This window comes from Stutzerimonas stutzeri (assembly GCF_024448715.1).
GTDB lineage: Bacteria > Pseudomonadota > Gammaproteobacteria > Pseudomonadales > Pseudomonadaceae > Stutzerimonas > Stutzerimonas stutzeri_AR.
Window position 1 is genome coordinate 1 of sequence record NZ_JAMOHZ010000016.1, and the last position, 16,060, is coordinate 16,060.

At 60.3% G+C, this 16,060-nt stretch carries 17 protein-coding genes; 4 read left to right on the forward strand and 13 right to left on the reverse strand.

Going from position 1 to position 16,060, the window contains the following annotated elements; genetic code table 11:
* Positions 1–30: 30 nt before the first annotated feature.
* From NAV33_RS21140 to glyQ, 4 genes are read right to left on the reverse strand one after another with little or no spacing between them, the layout of a single operon-like run.
* The gene (locus NAV33_RS21140; RefSeq protein ID WP_255983729.1) at positions 31–768 is read right to left on the reverse strand and encodes a lysophospholipid acyltransferase family protein; all 738 of its coding nucleotides are present in this window, start codon (positions 766–768) and stop codon (positions 31–33) included.
* Positions 765–1,307 (reverse strand): D-glycero-beta-D-manno-heptose 1,7-bisphosphate 7-phosphatase, encoded by a 543-nt coding sequence (gene gmhB / locus NAV33_RS21145; RefSeq protein ID WP_255983730.1) that lies wholly within the window; start codon positions 1,305–1,307, stop codon positions 765–767. Before gmhB ends, NAV33_RS21140 begins: the two co-directional genes overlap by 4 nt.
* Positions 1,308–1,311: 4 nt before the next feature.
* A complete protein-coding gene (gene glyS, locus NAV33_RS21150; RefSeq protein ID WP_255983731.1) occupies positions 1,312–3,366 on the reverse strand; it encodes a glycine--tRNA ligase subunit beta in 2,055 nt (684 codons plus the stop codon).
* Positions 3,363–4,310 carry a glycine--tRNA ligase subunit alpha gene (gene glyQ, locus NAV33_RS21155; RefSeq protein WP_255983732.1) on the reverse strand — a complete coding sequence of 316 codons (948 nt, stop codon included), beginning with the start codon at positions 4,308–4,310 and terminating at the stop codon, positions 3,363–3,365. Before glyQ ends, glyS begins: the two co-directional genes overlap by 4 nt.
* A gap of 127 nt (positions 4,311–4,437) precedes the next feature.
* On the opposite strand from glyQ, the gene NAV33_RS21160 reads away from it, so the two are divergent.
* From NAV33_RS21160 to NAV33_RS21170, 3 genes are all read left to right on the forward strand, one after another.
* A complete protein-coding gene (locus NAV33_RS21160; RefSeq protein ID WP_255983733.1) occupies positions 4,438–4,998 on the forward strand; it encodes a DNA-3-methyladenine glycosylase I in 561 nt (186 codons plus the stop codon).
* Positions 4,999–5,127: 129 nt separating this feature from the next.
* The gene (locus tag NAV33_RS21165; protein ID WP_255983735.1) at positions 5,128–6,015 is read left to right on the forward strand and encodes a lysophospholipid acyltransferase; all 888 of its coding nucleotides are present in this window, start codon (positions 5,128–5,130) and stop codon (positions 6,013–6,015) included.
* 31 nt (positions 6,016–6,046) lie between these two features.
* A complete protein-coding gene (locus tag NAV33_RS21170) occupies positions 6,047–6,319 on the forward strand; it encodes a PilZ domain-containing protein (RefSeq protein WP_255983736.1) in 273 nt (90 codons plus the stop codon).
* A 27-nt stretch (positions 6,320–6,346) separates the two neighbouring features.
* Here NAV33_RS21170 and NAV33_RS21175 read toward each other — a convergent pair whose 3' ends face one another.
* From NAV33_RS21175 to def, 9 genes are all read right to left on the reverse strand, one after another.
* Positions 6,347–6,664, reverse strand: coding sequence for a tetratricopeptide repeat protein (locus NAV33_RS21175; protein WP_272887445.1), 318 nt, complete (start codon positions 6,662–6,664; stop codon positions 6,347–6,349).
* Between the two features lie 79 nt (positions 6,665–6,743).
* A complete protein-coding gene (gene ehuA, locus NAV33_RS21180) occupies positions 6,744–7,577 on the reverse strand; it encodes an ectoine/hydroxyectoine ABC transporter ATP-binding protein EhuA (protein ID WP_272887446.1) in 834 nt (277 codons plus the stop codon).
* Positions 7,574–8,233 carry an ectoine/hydroxyectoine ABC transporter permease subunit EhuD gene (ehuD, locus tag NAV33_RS21185; RefSeq protein WP_255983738.1) on the reverse strand — a complete coding sequence of 220 codons (660 nt, stop codon included), beginning with the start codon at positions 8,231–8,233 and terminating at the stop codon, positions 7,574–7,576. Before ehuD ends, ehuA begins: the two co-directional genes overlap by 4 nt.
* Positions 8,230–8,889 carry an ectoine/hydroxyectoine ABC transporter permease subunit EhuC gene (gene ehuC, locus NAV33_RS21190; RefSeq protein ID WP_255983739.1) on the reverse strand — a complete coding sequence of 220 codons (660 nt, stop codon included), beginning with the start codon at positions 8,887–8,889 and terminating at the stop codon, positions 8,230–8,232. Before ehuC ends, ehuD begins: the two co-directional genes overlap by 4 nt.
* 248 nt (positions 8,890–9,137) lie before the next feature.
* Entirely contained in the window at positions 9,138–9,992 is an 855-nt protein-coding gene (gene ehuB, locus NAV33_RS21195; protein ID WP_255983740.1) for an ectoine/hydroxyectoine ABC transporter substrate-binding protein EhuB, read from the reverse strand.
* A gap of 334 nt (positions 9,993–10,326) precedes the next feature.
* Positions 10,327–11,700, reverse strand: a complete 1,374-nt coding sequence (trkA, locus tag NAV33_RS21200; RefSeq protein ID WP_255983741.1) for a Trk system potassium transporter TrkA — start codon at positions 11,698–11,700, stop codon at positions 10,327–10,329.
* Between the two features lie 312 nt (positions 11,701–12,012).
* Complete coding sequence (rsmB, locus tag NAV33_RS21205; protein ID WP_255983747.1) at positions 12,013–13,338, reverse strand: 16S rRNA (cytosine(967)-C(5))-methyltransferase RsmB; 1,326 nt, start codon at positions 13,336–13,338, stop codon at positions 12,013–12,015.
* A gap of 5 nt (positions 13,339–13,343) precedes the next feature.
* Positions 13,344–14,273 carry a methionyl-tRNA formyltransferase gene (fmt, locus tag NAV33_RS21210; RefSeq protein WP_255983742.1) on the reverse strand — a complete coding sequence of 310 codons (930 nt, stop codon included), beginning with the start codon at positions 14,271–14,273 and terminating at the stop codon, positions 13,344–13,346.
* Between the two features lie 55 nt (positions 14,274–14,328).
* The gene (gene def, locus NAV33_RS21215) at positions 14,329–14,835 is read right to left on the reverse strand and encodes a peptide deformylase (protein WP_255983743.1); all 507 of its coding nucleotides are present in this window, start codon (positions 14,833–14,835) and stop codon (positions 14,329–14,331) included.
* Between the two features lie 148 nt (positions 14,836–14,983).
* Between def and NAV33_RS21220 the strand changes: the two genes are divergently transcribed.
* Positions 14,984–16,009, forward strand: a complete 1,026-nt coding sequence (locus tag NAV33_RS21220) for a LysM peptidoglycan-binding domain-containing protein (protein ID WP_255983744.1) — start codon at positions 14,984–14,986, stop codon at positions 16,007–16,009.
* Positions 16,010–16,060 lie beyond the last annotated feature (51 nt).

Here is a 16,060-nt window from a genome sequence, read left to right on the forward strand (position 1 = left end):
TTCGCGTATCTACTCGTCTGATATGACGGCTTAGGCGTCCTTTTCCAGCTCCGTTACTTTCGCATTGATCCAGTCTTCGGCACGCTGGTTGAGCTCGGCCACCGCACGGGGCCCTTCGCTCTCGGCACGCATCGCCGGTCCGATGACCACTTGAATGGTGCCGGGGCGCTTGCCCCAGCCTGCCTTAGGCCAAAACAGGCCCGCATTGTGCGCCACAGGTAGTACCGGCAAGTCGGCGTTTACCGCCAATGCCGCGCCGCCGCGAGAAAACTTGCCTGTCTGCCCCACTGGTACGCGGGTACCCTCCGGGAAAACCAGCACCCAGGCACCCTGCATTAGCCGTTCATGGCCTTGCTTGGCCAATTGGCGCAGCGCCGCCTTGGGGTTCTCGCGATCGATGGCTATGGGCTTGAGCAGCATGATCGCCCAGCCGAAGAACGGTACATAAAGCAGTTCGCGCTTGAGCACCTGGCTCAGCGGCTCGAAGTATGCCGAGAGAAAGAACGTTTCCCAGGTACTCTGATGCTTGGAGAGGATCACGCAGGGTTTATCCGGGATGTTCGCTTGGCCGCTCACTTCGTAGCGCAAACCAACTATGGTTTTTGCCAGCCAGACGGCACTGCGGCACCAGGTCTGGACCACGAATCGATAACGGCTGCGGAACGACATGAAAGGCGCAAAGACCAAGCTGACCAAACACCAGGCGAACGCAGTGAAGGCCAGTAGCAGATAGAACAGCGCAATCCGTATGGGTAGCAGGATTCTCATCGTGAGCCTCTCAACAGGCAATCAACCACTGCAGCCAGGTCATCGAATACCTGCGTGCCCGGCGGCAATGTACCTTCCAGCGTTCGCATGCCCTTGCCGGTCTGGACCAGATAAGGCACGCCACCCAGACGCATGCCAGCGTGGAGATCGCGATGGCTGTCACCTACCACCGGCACGCCTTTGAGGTCGGCCAGATGGAAGTGCTCGGCTATCCGCTGAAACAGCCCAGGCAATGGTTTGCGGCAGTCACAATCGTCTTCCGGGCCATGCGGGCAATGAACGATCAGATCGATACATCCGCCCTGCTCCATCACCAGCTGCTGCATCTTGAAATGCATGTCACCGAGCGTCGTCGCATCGAACATGCCGCGCGCCAGACCGGACTGGTTGGTGGCAACCGCCACCGTCCAGCCGGCCTTGTACAGCCGAGCGATGGCTTCGAGCGAACCCGGGATCGGAACCCATTCATCTACGGTTTTCACATAGGCGTCGGAGTCTTCGTTGATGACCCCGTCGCGGTCCAGCACTATCAGTTTCACCGGTTTAGCCAAGTGCGGAAATATCGGCGACGCCAAGGAACAGTCCTCTCAACCGGGCAAGCAAGGCATAGCGGTTGGCGCGTACCGAAGCGTCTTCGGCATTGACCAGTACCGCCTCGAAGAAGGCATCCACAGGGCCGCGCAGATGCGCGAGGCGCTCGAGCGCCTCACGATACTGGCGCGTCGCCGCAAGCGGCTGCACGGCCTGTTCGGCCTGTTGCAGCGCCGAATACAGCGAGAACTCGGTGGCGTTGTCGAACCAACGAGGCTCGACGGTTTCCGGCAGCTTAGCTTCGAACTTGCTTAACAGGTTCGAGACACGCTTGTTTGCTGCCGCCAGCGCCTCTGCTTCCGGTAGCGTGCGGAATGCCTGCACCGCCTGCACACGCTGATCGAAGTCCAGCGCAGAGCCCGGTTGCACGGCACGTACCGACAAATAGGACGCGACCTCGACGCCCTCGTCTTCGTAGCGCGCGCGCAGGCGGTCGAAGATGAACTCCAGCACCTGATCGGCCAGACCCGCAGCCTTCACCTGCGTACCAAACTGGGCGATGGTGAAATTCACGGCCTGCACCAGATCCAGATCCAGTCGTTTTTCGATCAGGATGCGCAGGATCCCGAGCGCAGCGCGGCGCAGCGCATATGGGTCTTTACTGCCGGTGGGCAGCATGCCGATGCCAAATATGCCGACCAGCGTGTCGAGCTTATCGGCTACTGCGAGAATAGAGCCGGTCTGAGTGGCTGGCAGCTCAGCGCCAGCGCCACGCGGCATGTACTGCTCATTCAATGCATGAGCAACATCGACGGGCTCGCCGTCGTTGACCGCGTAGTAGTAGCCGGCGATACCCTGCATTTCCGGGAATTCACCAACCATCTCTGTGGCCAGGTCGCACTTGCTCAGCAAGCCGGCCCGTGCCGCCCATTGCGCATTGCCCTCGGTACGTTCGGCGATAAATGCGGCGAGCCGGGAAACCCGTACTGCCTTGTCGTACACGGTGCCCAGCTGCGCCTGGAACACGACGCTCTGCAGTCGCTCATTGAAGCTTTCCAGCGGGTGCTTCTTGTCCTGCTTGAAGAAGAACTCGGCATCGGTGAGACGCGGACGCACCACCTTCTCGTTACCAGCGACGATCTGCGCCGGGTCCTTCGATTCGATGTTGGCCACGGTAATGAAACGCGGCAGCAGCTTGCCGTTGGCGTCCAGCAGGCAGAAGTACTTCTGGTTGTCCTGCATGGTGGTAATCAGCGCTTCCTGCGGCACTTCAAGGAAACGTTCCTCGAACGAGCAGACCAGAGGCACCGGCCACTCGACCAGAGCAGTGACTTCGTCCAGCAGGGCCGGCGGCACGATGGCGCTGCCGTTCTGCTCTGCAGCTAGTTGCTCGACGCGCTTGGCGATCAGCTCGCGGCGCTCGGCGAAATCGGCAATCACATGAGCGCCACGCAGATCTTCCAGGTAACTGGTCGGTTTGGAAATGCGCACCGGGGCCGGGCTGTGAAAGCGATGACCGCGCGACTCGCGACCGACACGCTGGGCAAGAATGGTGCAATCGACCACCTGATCGCCAAACAGCATGACCAGCCATTGGGTTGGGCGAACGAACTCTTCCTTGCGCGCGGCCCAGCGCATGCGCTTGGGAATTGGCAGCTCGCTCAGCGATGTCTCGATGATGCCGGGCAGCAATTCGGTGGTCGGCTGGCCGGGAATTGAGCGACTGTATTTCAGCTTTGGACCGCTGCGATCGATCTCCGCCAGGTCTACACCGCACTTGCGGGCGAAGCCCAGCGCTGCCTGGGTTGGCTCGCCTTCGGCGTCGAAGGCTGCCTGCAGAGGCGGGCCGTCGAGATTGATGCTGCGATCAGGTTGCTCGGTCTCGAGTTGCTCAACCAGCACCGCGAGGCGACGCGGTGCGGCAAACGCCCGTACACGTGCATGCGTGAGGCCGGCGTCTTTCAGGCCCTTTTCAATGCCGACGCGAAACGCGTCGGAAAGCTTGCCGAGCGCCTTGGGCGGCAGCTCTTCGGTGCCGAGCTCGACCAGGAAATCCAGTGCACTCATTCTGCAGCCTCCAGCTTGGCCAGTACTTCATCACGCAGGTCGGGGGTGGCCATGGGAAAGCCGAGCTTGGCGCGCGCCTGCAGGTAGCTCTGCGCCACGGCACGAGCCAGCGCACGCACACGCAAAATGTACTGTTGGCGAGCAGTAACCGAGATGGCCCGGCGGGCATCCAGCAGGTTGAACGTGTGCGAGGCCTTGACCACCATTTCGTAGGTTGGCAAAGGAAGTTGCAGCTCGATAAGCCGATTGGCTTCCGCCTCGTAGAAATCGAACAGTTCGAACAGCTTTTCGACGTTGGCGTGCTCGAAGTTGTAGGTAGACTGCTCCACCTCGTTCTGATGGAACACGTCGCCGTAGGTGACGGTGCCAAACGGGCCGTCGGCCCAGATCAGGTCGTAAACCGAGTCGACGCCTTGCAGATACATGGCCAAACGTTCCAGGCCGTAGGTGATCTCGCCAGTCACCGGATAGCACTCGATACCGCCGACCTGCTGGAAATAGGTGAACTGGGTGACTTCCATGCCGTTCAGCCAGACCTCCCAGCCTAGCCCCCACGCGCCCAGCGTTGGCGATTCCCAGTTGTCCTCGACGAAGCGCACGTCGTGCACCAAAGTATCCACACCGATGTGGCGCAGCGAGCCGAGATAAAGGTCCTGGATGTTGTCCGGATTGGGTTTCAGCACTACCTGGAATTGATAGTAGTGCTGCAGACGGTTGGGGTTTTCGCCATAGCGGCCATCGGCTGGACGGCGCGAGGGCTGCACATAAGCGGCGTTCCAGGTCTCGGGACCGATAGCACGCAGGAAGGTGGCGGTGTGGAAGGTACCGGCGCCCATTTCCATGTCATAGGGCTGCAGGACCACACAGCCCTGCTCCGCCCAGTAGCTTTGCAGGGCGAGGATCAGGTCTTGGAAGGTGCGCACGGCAGGCGTAGGCTGGGTCAAAATTTCACCTGTGCTGGCTTCGACAGAAAGCCTCGGAGTATACCTGATAACAGCCCCGGCCCGGCGTGGCGCGTACCTTCGGGTTATGCTTTGAGGCGAGTTCGTCGCCCTTTTCAAGGACAAGGAAATGCCGCGTTGCGCCTGGTGCAGCGATGACCCGCTGTACATCGATTATCACGACAGCGAGTGGGGTGTGCCGACTCGCGATCCACAGGTTCTTTTCGAGTTCTTGATACTCGAGGCGTTTCAGGCCGGGCTGTCCTGGATAACCGTGCTGCGAAAGCGCGAGCGCTATCGCCAAGTGCTGTTCGGCTTCGATCCGCAACGTCTGGCGCGGATGACCGATGCCGAAATTGACGAGCGCATGCTTGATCCAGGCATCATCCGCAACCGGCGCAAACTCGAAGCTGCACGGCGCAATGCTCAACGCTGGCTGGAATTGGAAGATCCGGTTGGCTGGTTGTGGTCGTTCGTCGGTGGCCAACCGAAGATCAATCGTTTCGAGTCGATCAAGCAGGTGCCGGCCGTGACGGCGGAAGCCGAGGCCATGAGCCGCGCGCTGAAAAAGGCTGGCTTCAGCTTCGTCGGCCCCACCATCTGCTACGCCTATATGCAGGCGTGCGGCATGGTCATGGACCATGTACTCGATTGCGAGCGGCATGCGGAACTGACGGCAGGGAAGGCGTAGGACGTATACCACCGCCTGGCCACAGGCCGGTGGTTACGACCGGTTTATGGCGTGTCGTACCACCTACGCCACTGAAGACAGACGATTGTTGCAGGTACACTAGGCGACTGGTTTTCTTCGGAGTGTCGCGTGGAAAAGTTCAAAGGTGCGTTGGTGGTCGGTTTCCTGCGCCTGTTCGCCCTCCTGCCCTGGCGTGCGGTACAGGGGCTGGGCGGGCTGATCGGCTGGTTGATGTGGAAACTGCCCAACCGCTCGCGCGAAGTCGCCCAGACCAACCTGGCCAAGTGTTTTCCCGAGCTCGATACTGCCCAGCAGGAGCGCCTGCTCAAGCAAAGCCTGCAGCAGATCGGTAAGACCTTTACCGAAAGTGCCTGCGCCTGGATCTGGCCAGCGGACAAAACGCTGCGTCTGGTCAAGGAAGTCGAGGGGTTGGAGGTGCTTGAACAGGCGCTGGCCTCCGGCAAGGGGGTCGTCGGCATTACCAGCCACCTTGGCAACTGGGAAGTGCTCAATCACTTCTATTGCGCGCAGTGCAAACCGATCATTTTCTATCGCCCGCCGAAACTCAAGGCGGTAGACGACCTGTTGCAGCGCCAGCGCGTGCAGCTGGGCAACAAGGTCGCGCCTTCGACCCGTGAGGGCATTATCAGCGTAATCAAGGAAGTTCGCCGCGGCGGCGCCGTGGGGATTCCCGCTGATCCGGAGCCCAGCGAGGGCGCTGGCGTATTCGTACCTTTTCTCGGAACCCAGGCACTGACCAGCAAGTTCGTGCCCGGTATGCTCACTGGCGGCAAGGCGATCGGCGTGTTTCTTCATGCGTTGCGCCTGGAGGATGGTTCAGGCTACAAAGTGATTCTCGAAGCGGCACCGTCAGCGATGTATGACGAGGACATCGAAGTCGCGGTAGCCGCCATGAGCGGCGTTGTCGAACGTTATGTCCGTACATGGCCGAGCCAGTACATGTGGACCATGAAGCGTTTCAAGAAACGCCCCGCCGGCGAAACGCGCTGGTACTGACGACATCCAACGCATAACAACAAGGAAAGTCATGGGAAACGCCAATCAGCGACAGTACCCGCGTGCATCTATGAAGTGCCGCATTCGCATCAGTCATGAGTCCTTTGGAGAGGTCTTCGCCCACACGCGCGACCTGTCCGATGGCGGTGTGTACGTCAAACATCCACAACTGACCGAGCTTCAGCCGGGTATGATCGTCAGCGGCCAGGTGCAGGATCTGCCGATTCCGGCACCGGAGCTGCGGATGGAAGTGATGCGCGTCGATGCTGAGGGTGTCGGCTTGCGCTTCATCCACGAGGACTGAGACAACACGCTCTGCTCCTGCCGCGCGCTAGCTGGACAGCTGCTTGTTTAGCTTGCGCAGGAACACCCCCATTTCTTTCTCGGCCTGTTTATCTCCGTGCGCCTGTGCTGCGAGCAACCCCTTCTCCCACGCCTGGCGCGCGCCATCAAGGTCACCGTTAACCTGCAGCGCCTTGCCGAGCAGCTTCCAGGCAGCCGAGTACTTGGGATCCTGCTCGACGCAGCGCTGCAGATGCACGGCGGCCTGAGCCGCGTCACCTGCGTCTAGGTAACCCTTGCCAAGGCCGAAACGCAGCATGGGGTTATCCATGCCCTTGGCCAGCATCTTTTCCAATGATTCGAGCAACGCTCTTCCCCTTCGACGGTGAGTACCGTAAGGCTGGCTAACGGCAGCGAGACGATTCGGGCTGCCGCTCGCGATCCGCCTAGCTCGCCTGGTTCACGGCACTGAGAAATTCCTGGGTACGCTCCTCGCGAGGATTGCCAAACAGCTCGTCCGGCGTGCCTTGTTCATGAATGCGGCCCTCGTTGAAGAAGCATACGCGGTCGGCAAACTCGCGCGCGAATCCCATCTGGTGAGTGACCATCAGCATCGTCAGGCTATGTGCATCGCCCAACCGGCGAATGACATTGAGCACCTCGCCACAGAGCTCCGGATCCAGCGCCGAGGTCACCTCGTCGAACAGCATCACTTTTGGCCGCATCGCCAACGCGCGGGCAATCGCCACACGCTGCTGCTGGCCGCCGGACAGCTGCGACGGGTAATGATCGAGCTTATCTTCCAATCCGACCATGGCTAGTAACTCCTCGGCGCGCTCGCGCGCTTCGGCTTTCGACAGGCCCAGCACCTGCACCGGCGCTTCCATTACGTTCTGCCGGGTGCTCATGTGCGGAAACAGATTGAAGCTTTGGAACACCATGCCTACCTTGCCGCGAACTCGGCGCAAGTGTCGGGCATTGGCGCGGACCAGGTCGCCGTTGGCGCCGGGCATATGCGTCAGCGGTTCGTCATCGACCATGATCACCCCTTCATCGATATCTTCCAGCGTCATCAATGCACGCAGCAGGGTGGATTTGCCCGAGCCGCTGGGACCGATGATGGCGACCTTTTCACCGTTTCGTACCTCCAGATCGAGATGATTGAGCACGGTCAGGTCGCCGTAGCGCTTGGTCACGTCGCGGAACTGCACCATGATTTCCGGCTCGGTGGCGATGCTGGTCGGGTTCAAGATTTCACCGGCAGGTATAGATGCGTTCATCGGGCTAGCTCCATACGGTTTTCCAGACGGCGCACGAACCAGGCGAGGCCGAGACTGAGAATGAGGAAAAACAGGCCGACCATGGTGATCGGTTCCAGATAGCGGAAGTGCTCCGAGCCGATGTTCTTGGCTCTTTGCATGATTTCTACCACGGTGATCGCGGACAGCACCGGCGTGTCCTTCAGCATCGAGATGAGATAGTTGCCCAGCGCTGGCAGAATGGGCCGCAGGGCCTGCGGCAGGATGATCTTGCGGTAGGCGTTGAGCGGCTTCATGTTCAACGCAGTCACCGCTTCCCATTGCGCACGCGGCACGGCATCGAGCCCGGCACGATAGACCTCGGCGGTGTAGCAGGCGTAGTGCAGCGCGATGCCGATGATCCCGGCCTGCAGCGCCGACAGGTTAAGACCGAAGTTGGGCAACACGAAGAACAGGAAGTACACCTGAATCAGCAGCGGTGTGCTGCGGATGAACTCGATGAGACCGGTTATCGGCCACGACAGCCAGCGATGTCGGCTGCGCCGACCCACCGCGAGAAACAGCCCCAGAACGATGGCGATGGCAAATCCAGCCAGGGTGATGCCGATGGTCTTCAGCGAAGCGTCCAGCAGCCTGGGCAGGATGTTCCAGGCGAATTCCCAGTCGAAGAAGTTCATGTCAACCCTCCGCGCATGCGACCGCGGCCCAGGCGGCGTTCCAGCATGCGCATGGAGAAGTTGATGATCTGCGCCAGGACGAAGTACATCACCAGTGCCAGGCCGAAAATCTCCATGGTCATCAGCGTTGCCTGGTCCAACTGGCGTGCGCGGAAGGCCAGATCAGACAATGTGATGAGCGAGACCAGCGAGGTATTTTTCAGCAATTCGATCAGCAAGTTGGTGCCCGGAGGAATCGCTGCCAGCAACGCCTGCGGCAGGATGATCCTTCGAAGCCGTTGCCAGGCAGTCATGTTCAGGGCCAGGCAAGCCTCGCGCTGGCCCTCGTGTACTGAGCGTATGGCGCCGCGCAGCACTTCTGCACCGTAGGCGCCGATATTCAGGCCGAGGCCGATTACCGCGACATTGAACGCGCTCATGGAAATATTGAATGGCGGCATCGGCAGCACGAAATAGAGCCAGAACAGCTGGACCAACAGCGAGCTGCCGCGGAACAGCTCGATGTAGGCGATTGCCAGCCAGCGCAGCGGGGCGATCGGCGAGAGTCGTCCTAACGCGCCGATCAGCGCGGCGACTATCGCCAGTAAGGAGCCCCAGAAGGTGACCTGCACGGTCACCCAGGTGCCTTGCAGCAGGAGAGGGAGTAGTTCGTTCATCTTGGGTTTCCGGTTGGCTCCAGGAAAATCGGAGCTGAGATCGCAAGCCATCCGGTAAGGCCTGGCTGCGTAAGTGGGCTGCGTTCCAGCCGCCAAACGCCTTTACACGCGGGGCAGCGAGAAGCAGCCAGCCGCTGACCGATGCACCGCGATGAAGCGGTGCATCCAGGCAGAGGTGAGGGAGCTATCGAAGGATCGTTCACTGGAGTGAAGTCGGCGCGGCGCGAAGAGCGGCCGCATCGACTCGATCAGGCGCTGCAGAGCTCTTCGGCAGTTTTGTTCGTGACGTTCGAGCGATCGAAGCCGAAGGGTTCGACGGTCTTCAAGTGCTCTTCGCTGCCAAGCCACTTTTTCAGCTCGGCGTTGACTGCGTCACGCAGCGCCTTGTCTTCTGGACGGAAGGCCAGCGCACCGTAGCCGGTGTGGGCAGGGTCATCCTTGAAGTCAGTAGTAGCCTCGACCTTATCGCCCGCCTTGTCAGCCAGACCCTTCATGGTCAACTGGGTGCCGATGGCGGCATCGGCACGTCCGGTGCGCACGGCCTGCAGCTGCGAGGTGGTGTCCGGGACCTGGACGATTTGCGAGTCCTTGATGCCGGCTTCGCGTGCATAGGCAAGGTTGACCGTGCCGGACATGATGGCCAGTTTCACATCGGGATTATTGGCGATGTCTTCGTAACTGCGCAGGTTTTCTGGATTGCCAGCGAGAACCAGCAGGGTATCTGGCAATTGATAGTGCGGATCGGTAAACAGCACCTGCTTGCAACGATCGGGAGTGATGTACATGCCGGCTGCGATCAAATCGAAGCGGCTGGCGCGCAGGCCGGGGATCAGCGAACCCCATTCGGTCAGGACGGGTTTGATGGTCTCGATACCCATCCGCTGGAAAATCTTCTCTACGATTTCAGGGGATTCGCCGGTGACACTGCCGTCGGTGGCGGTGTATGCGAAGGGTGTTTCGTTGGCATAGCCGATGCGGACGCTGCTGCTGTCCTTGATGTCATCCAGGGTATCGGCCTGGACCAGGCTGCTGATCGTGACACTTGCGAGTGCGGTGCAACCGATCAGTAGCCGGGCAATGGGTGAGATGCTGAAATTCCTCATGGTGTCTCTCCTGTGTTCCTTTGAAATCCGGTAACGGATCATTAGCTTTAGGAGGCAGTTGCCAGGGGCGAACGTAGTCAAACCTGTCTTACGATGATGTTGCCTCGTTGTTCTTATCCATCACCGTGAGTTAACGGAAGGCCTTCGCTAGACAAAGCGGCTTCGTAACCCTACCCGAGCATACAAAACCTGGGAGCTTAACGGAAATTTAGCGGGCATCTGAGTCGATTTGATTCGATTCAGGAGAAAAGAATGGGGTTCTTACGAATTGGCTTAAGCCGCACGGCACCCGCGATAGCGTCGCGGGTGCTGGGATGGAAGGGAATGAATCGAATCAGAAAAAGGTAAGCCCAGCTTGGAACAGGCGCTCCACGTCGCGAATCTGCTTCTTGTCGACGAGGAACAAAATCACATGGTCGCCCGACTCGATCACCGTGTTGTCATGGGCGATCAGCACCTCTTCGTCACGAATTACCGCGCCGATGGTGGTACCCGGCGGTAGGGCGATTTTGCCGATTTCACGGCCGACCACCTTGCTTGACCGCGGATCGCCGTGGGCGATCACCTCGATTGCTTCGGCTGCACCGCGGCGCAGCGAGTGGGCGCTGACGATGTCCCCACGGCGTACGTGGGTCAGCAAGGTGCCAATGGTGGCCAGCTGTGGGCTGATGGCGATATCGATCTCGCCGCCCTGGACCAGATCGACATAGGCCGGGTTGTTGATGATGCACATCACTTTGCGTGCGCCGAGGCGCTTGGCGAGCAGCGACGACATGATGTTGGCTTCGTCGTCGTTGGTCAGCGCGAGGAAGACATCGGCGTCGTTGATATTTTCTTCCACTAGCAAATCGCGATCCGAGGCGCTGCCCTGGAGAATGATGGTGCTGTCGAGGGTGTCCGAGAGATAGCGGCAGCGTACCGGATTCGTCTCGATGATCTTCACCTGATAACGGCTTTCGATAGCTTCCGCGAGGCGTTCGCCTATATGCCCGCCGCCGGCGATCACGATGCGCTTGTAGTTTTCATCGAGTCGGCGCATCTCACTCATCACCGCGCGGATATGCCCGCGTGCGGCGATGAAGAAAACTTCGTCATCGGCTTCGATAACCGTATCGCCCTGCGGCAGGATGGCCTGGTTGCGACGAAAGATAGCTGCCACGCGTGTATCGATGTGAGGCATGTGTTTGCGAATCTGGCGCAGTTCCTGTCCCACCAGCGGGCCACCGTAATATGCCCGCACCGCTACCAGCTGCGCCTTGCCCCCGGCGAAGTCGATCACCTGCAGGGAGCCGGGATGCTCGATCAGGCGTTTGATGTAGTTGGTGACAACCTGCTCGGGGCTGATCAGTACGTCGACTGGAATCGCCTCGTTGCTGAACAGGCCGGAACGAGTCAGGTACACCGACTCGCGCACCCGGGCGATCTTGGTCGGAGTGCGGAACAGCGTATAGGCGACCTGACAGGCAACCATATTGGTCTCATCGCTGTTGGTCACGGCCACCAGCATGTCGGCGTCATCCGCACCGGCCTGACGCAAAACCGTGGGAAACGAGCCGCGACCGACTACGGTGCGAATGTCCAGGCGATCGCCAAGATCACGCAGGCGATCGGCGTCGGTATCTACCACGGTGATGTCGTTGGCTTCGCTGGCGAGGTTCTCGGCAAGCGTGCCGCCTACCTGCCCTGCGCCGAGAATGATGATCTTCACGAAGTCGCTCCTGAAGGGCAGCTTTCGGCCGCCCATGATTGGCCAAACTTATCGATTACAAATCCGTAGGGTGGACCGGGCGGCGTTCCGCGTTAGCCCACCGCAATCGAATGATGCCGGCGCCTCTCGGTGGGCTGAAGCCCACCCTACGGTGCTTGTTGATTGCATATTGGTGGGCTGAAGCGGACAGTCGCCCGGCCCACCCTACAAAGCTGATGCCGCTCATCGCAAATCCGTAGGGTGGGCTTTAGCCCGCACAGCCCACCGCCGTCACCACCACCCTGATTCGCCCTACCAAAGTGCTCCGCTGTCTCATTTAGATACGCTTGCCGTGGGGTGGGCCGCGATTTTTATCAGTTTGGCGTAATAGAAGCCATCATGGCCCTCTTCCTGCGGCAGCAGCTGACGGCCATGAGACTGTTCGACGCCGAAACCTCTCGGGAGGTCCAGTTCGCGAACGCCGGGCGTTCGCGCAAGGAACGCCTCGATCACCTCACGATTCTCGGTGGGCAATACCGAACAGGTGGCGTACAGCAGCACACCGCCGACCGCCAGCGTTGGCCAGAGCGCGTCGAGCATTTCGCTTTGGAGGATTGCCAATGGCGCGATGTCATCGGCCTGCCGTGCAAGCTTGATGTCCGGATGGCGGCGGATCACGCCGGTCGCCGAGCAAGGGGCGTCGAGGAGAATGCGCTGGAATGGCCGACCATCCCACCATTGGCCGGTCGCACGCGCATCGGCGGCAACCAGTGTTGCCTGCAATCTCAGCCGGTCGAGGTTTTCTTGTACGCGCTGCAATCGCTTCGGCTCCAGATCCAGCGCGATGATTTCTTTCAGGTTCGGCTCGCGCTCAAGGATGTGGCAAGTTTTGCCGCCGGGTGCGCAGCAAGCGTCCAAAACGCGTTGGCCCGGTGCGAGATCGAGCAGCCCAGCGGCCAGCTGTGCTGCTTCGTCCTGCACACTGACGCGGCCTTCGGAAAAGCCCGGCAGTTGGTTGACGTCGCAGGCCTCAGCCAGACGAATGCCATCCTGGCTGTGACCGCACGGAAACGCTTCGATGCCCGCCGCCTGCAATTCGCCCAGGTAGGTATCACGGCCGACCTGGCGGTGATTGACCCGCAGCATCATCGGCGGATGCGCGTTGTTCGCGGTGCAGATCGCTTGCCAGTGTTCGGGCCAGTGCGCCTTTAATGACTTTTGCAACCAGCGCGGGTGGGCGAAGCGGATGACCGGATCACGCTCCAGTTCGGCGAACAGTGCCTCGCTGTCGCGCTGGGCGTTGCGCAGCACCGCGTTGAGCAGGCCTTTGGCCCAGGGCTTCTTCAGCTTGTCGGCGCAGCCAACGGTCTCGCCAATGGCTGCATGCGGCGGAATGCGGGTGTAAAACAGCTGATAGAGACCGACCAGCAATAATGCCTCGACATCACGATCAGCGGCCTTGAACGGTTTCTGTAACAGCCGATCGGCGAGACCGGCCAGTCGCGGTTGCCAACGCGCAGCGCCAAAGGCCAACTCTTGGGTCAGGCCGCGATCACGCCCATCGACCTTGCCCAACACCTCGGGCAGGCTGCTGCCCAGCGAGGCCTTGCCGGAGAGCACCACGCTCAGCGCGCGGGCCGCGGCGAGGCGCGGATTCATCGACATTATTCGAACACCTTGCCAGGCGCGAATTGCTCACGTCGGCTGTTATATAGATCGCTGAAATTCAACGGTTTTCCGTTCGGCAGCTGCAGACGAGTAAGCAGCAGCAAGCCTTCTCCGCACGCGACTTGTAAACCGTCCTTGCCGGCACCGATGATCTGGCCCGGCGCGCCCTGCCCCTCAACCAAACGTGCGCCGTGAATCTTCACGGCGGCCCCGTCCAGGCTGCTGTGGCAAATCGGCCAGGGATGAAAAGCGCGTATCAGGCGCTCAAGCTCGACAGCCGGGCGGCGCCAGTCGATGCGCGCCTCGTCCTTGTTCAGCTTGTGCGCATAGGTAGCCAGACTGTCGTCCTGTACCTCGCCTTGCAGCGTCCCGGCCTCCAGCGCCGCGACCGCTTCAACCACTGCGCGCGAACCGAGTTCGGCAAGGCGGTCATGCAGGGTGCCACCGGTGTCGTCGCGGGTAATGGGCGTGGTGACCTTGAGCAACATCGGCCCGGTATCCAGCCCTGCTTCCATCTGCATCACGGTCACGCCGGATTCGGCGTCGCCGGCTTCGACCGCGCGCTGAATCGGCGCTGCGCCGCGCCAGCGTGGAAGCAGCGAGGCGTGACTGTTGATGCAGCCCAGGCGCGGCAGGTCGAGCACAATCTGCGGAAGAATTAATCCATAGGCGACCACGACCATCAGATCGGCCTGCAGCCCAGCCAATTCCGTTTGCGCAACTGGATCGCGCAGCGTCTGCGGCTGATACACCGGAATGTCGTGCTGCAAAGCGAGCTGCTTGACCGGGCTGGGCATCAGCTTCTGGCCGCGACCTGCGGGTCGATCCGGCTGGGTGTAAACCGCGACGACCTGTTGATCCGCGTCGAGCAGAGCTTGTAGATGCTGGGCTGCGAATTCAGGAGTACCGGCAAAAACGATGCGCATGGGAAAGGACTCATCAATAAAAAAGGCTTGCTGCTGCAAGCCTTCGGGGCGGCGATCAAGCCTGCTGGCGGTGAATCTTTTCCAGCTTCTTCTTGATTCGGTCGCGCTTGAGATTGGACAGGTAGTCGACGAACAATTTGCCGTTGAGGTGATCGCACTCGTGCTGGATGCACACGGCTAGCAGGCCTTCGGCGATCAACTCATAGGGCTGGCCGTCGCGGTCCAGCGCCTTGACCTTGACCTTCTGAGGGCGGTCGACGTTCTCGTAGAAACCGGGCACGGACAGGCAACCTTCCTGGTACTGCTCCATCTCGTCGGTGAGGAACTCGAACTCAGGATTGATGAATACGCGCGGCTCGGACTTGTCCTCGGACAGGTCCATTACCACCACACGCTTGTGCACGTTGACCTGCGTCGCGGCCAAGCCGATGCCCGGTGCGTCGTACATGGTCTCGAACATGTCGTCGATCAATTGGCGAAGGCCGTCATCGACCACGTCCACCGGTTTGGCGATGGTGCGCAGGCGCGGATCAGGAAATTCAAGGATGTTCAGGATTGCCATATGCGTTTGTGATGCACTTATGGAATAAAGTCAAAAGCCGCTGCTAAGATGCCGAGCAGCTTGTAAACGGCTTAACGCCGCTTTCCACAAGGGTTTCTGCGGCGCTAGGGCGCTTTACGTGAAAGCACATCATAAAGGGATTCACCACATGAGGAAATCACTACTCGCCCTGCTGCTGGTGGCGGTTGGCGGCATGGCACAAGCCGCTGTACAGCTCAAGGATGACCATCCGGAGCAGTACACCGTAGTGAAAGGCGACACACTCTGGGATATTTCCGGTCGCTTCCTCAGCGAACCCTGGAAATGGCCGGAGCTCTGGCACGCCAACCCGCAGGTGGAAAACCCGCATCTGATCTATCCCGGCGACAGCCTGAGCCTGGTCTATATTGACGGCCAGCCGCGCATCATGCTCAACCGCGGCGCATCGCGCGGGACCATCAAGCTTTCCCCAACCGTACGCACCACGCCAATCGCCGAAGCGATTAGCACCATCCCGCTGGAAGCAATCAACAGCTTTCTGCTGAGCAACCGCATCGTCGACAGCGCTGCCGAGTTCGAGGCCGCGCCATACATCGTCGCTGGCAACGCCGAGCGCGTCATCAGCGGCTCCGGTGACCGTGTATACGGACGTGGCGAGTTCGAGGACGGAATCGCCGTCTACGGCATCTTCCGTCAGGGCAAGACCTATATGGATCCTGAGACAGAGGAATTCCTTGGTATCAATGCCGATGACGTCGGTACCGCCGAACTCATCGACATGGAGGGCGATATCGCCACCATGATGTTGACCCGAGTCACCCAGGAAGCGCGCATCGGCGATCGCATGTTCCCCAGCGAAGAACGTGCAGTGAATTCAACCTTCATGCCGAGCGAGCCGGAAGGCGAAATCAAGGGCGTAATCCTCGACGTACCACGCGGCGTCACCCAGATCGGCCAGTTCGACGTGGTGACCCTGAACAAGGGCGCGCGTGACGGCCTCAAGATCGGCAACGTGCTGGCCGTTTACAAGACCGGTGAAACCGTACGCGATCGGGTGACCGGCGAGAACGTCAAGATTCCCGATGAGCGTTCGGGGCTGCTGATGGTCTTCCGCACCTACGACAAGCTGAGCTACGGCCTGGTGCTGCAGGCCACTCGCTCATTGGCCGTTATGGACAAGGTCCGCAATCCCTGAGTTTCGTGCCCCGCTGATCAGACTGTGTGAAAACTACTGCGCTCGGTTATG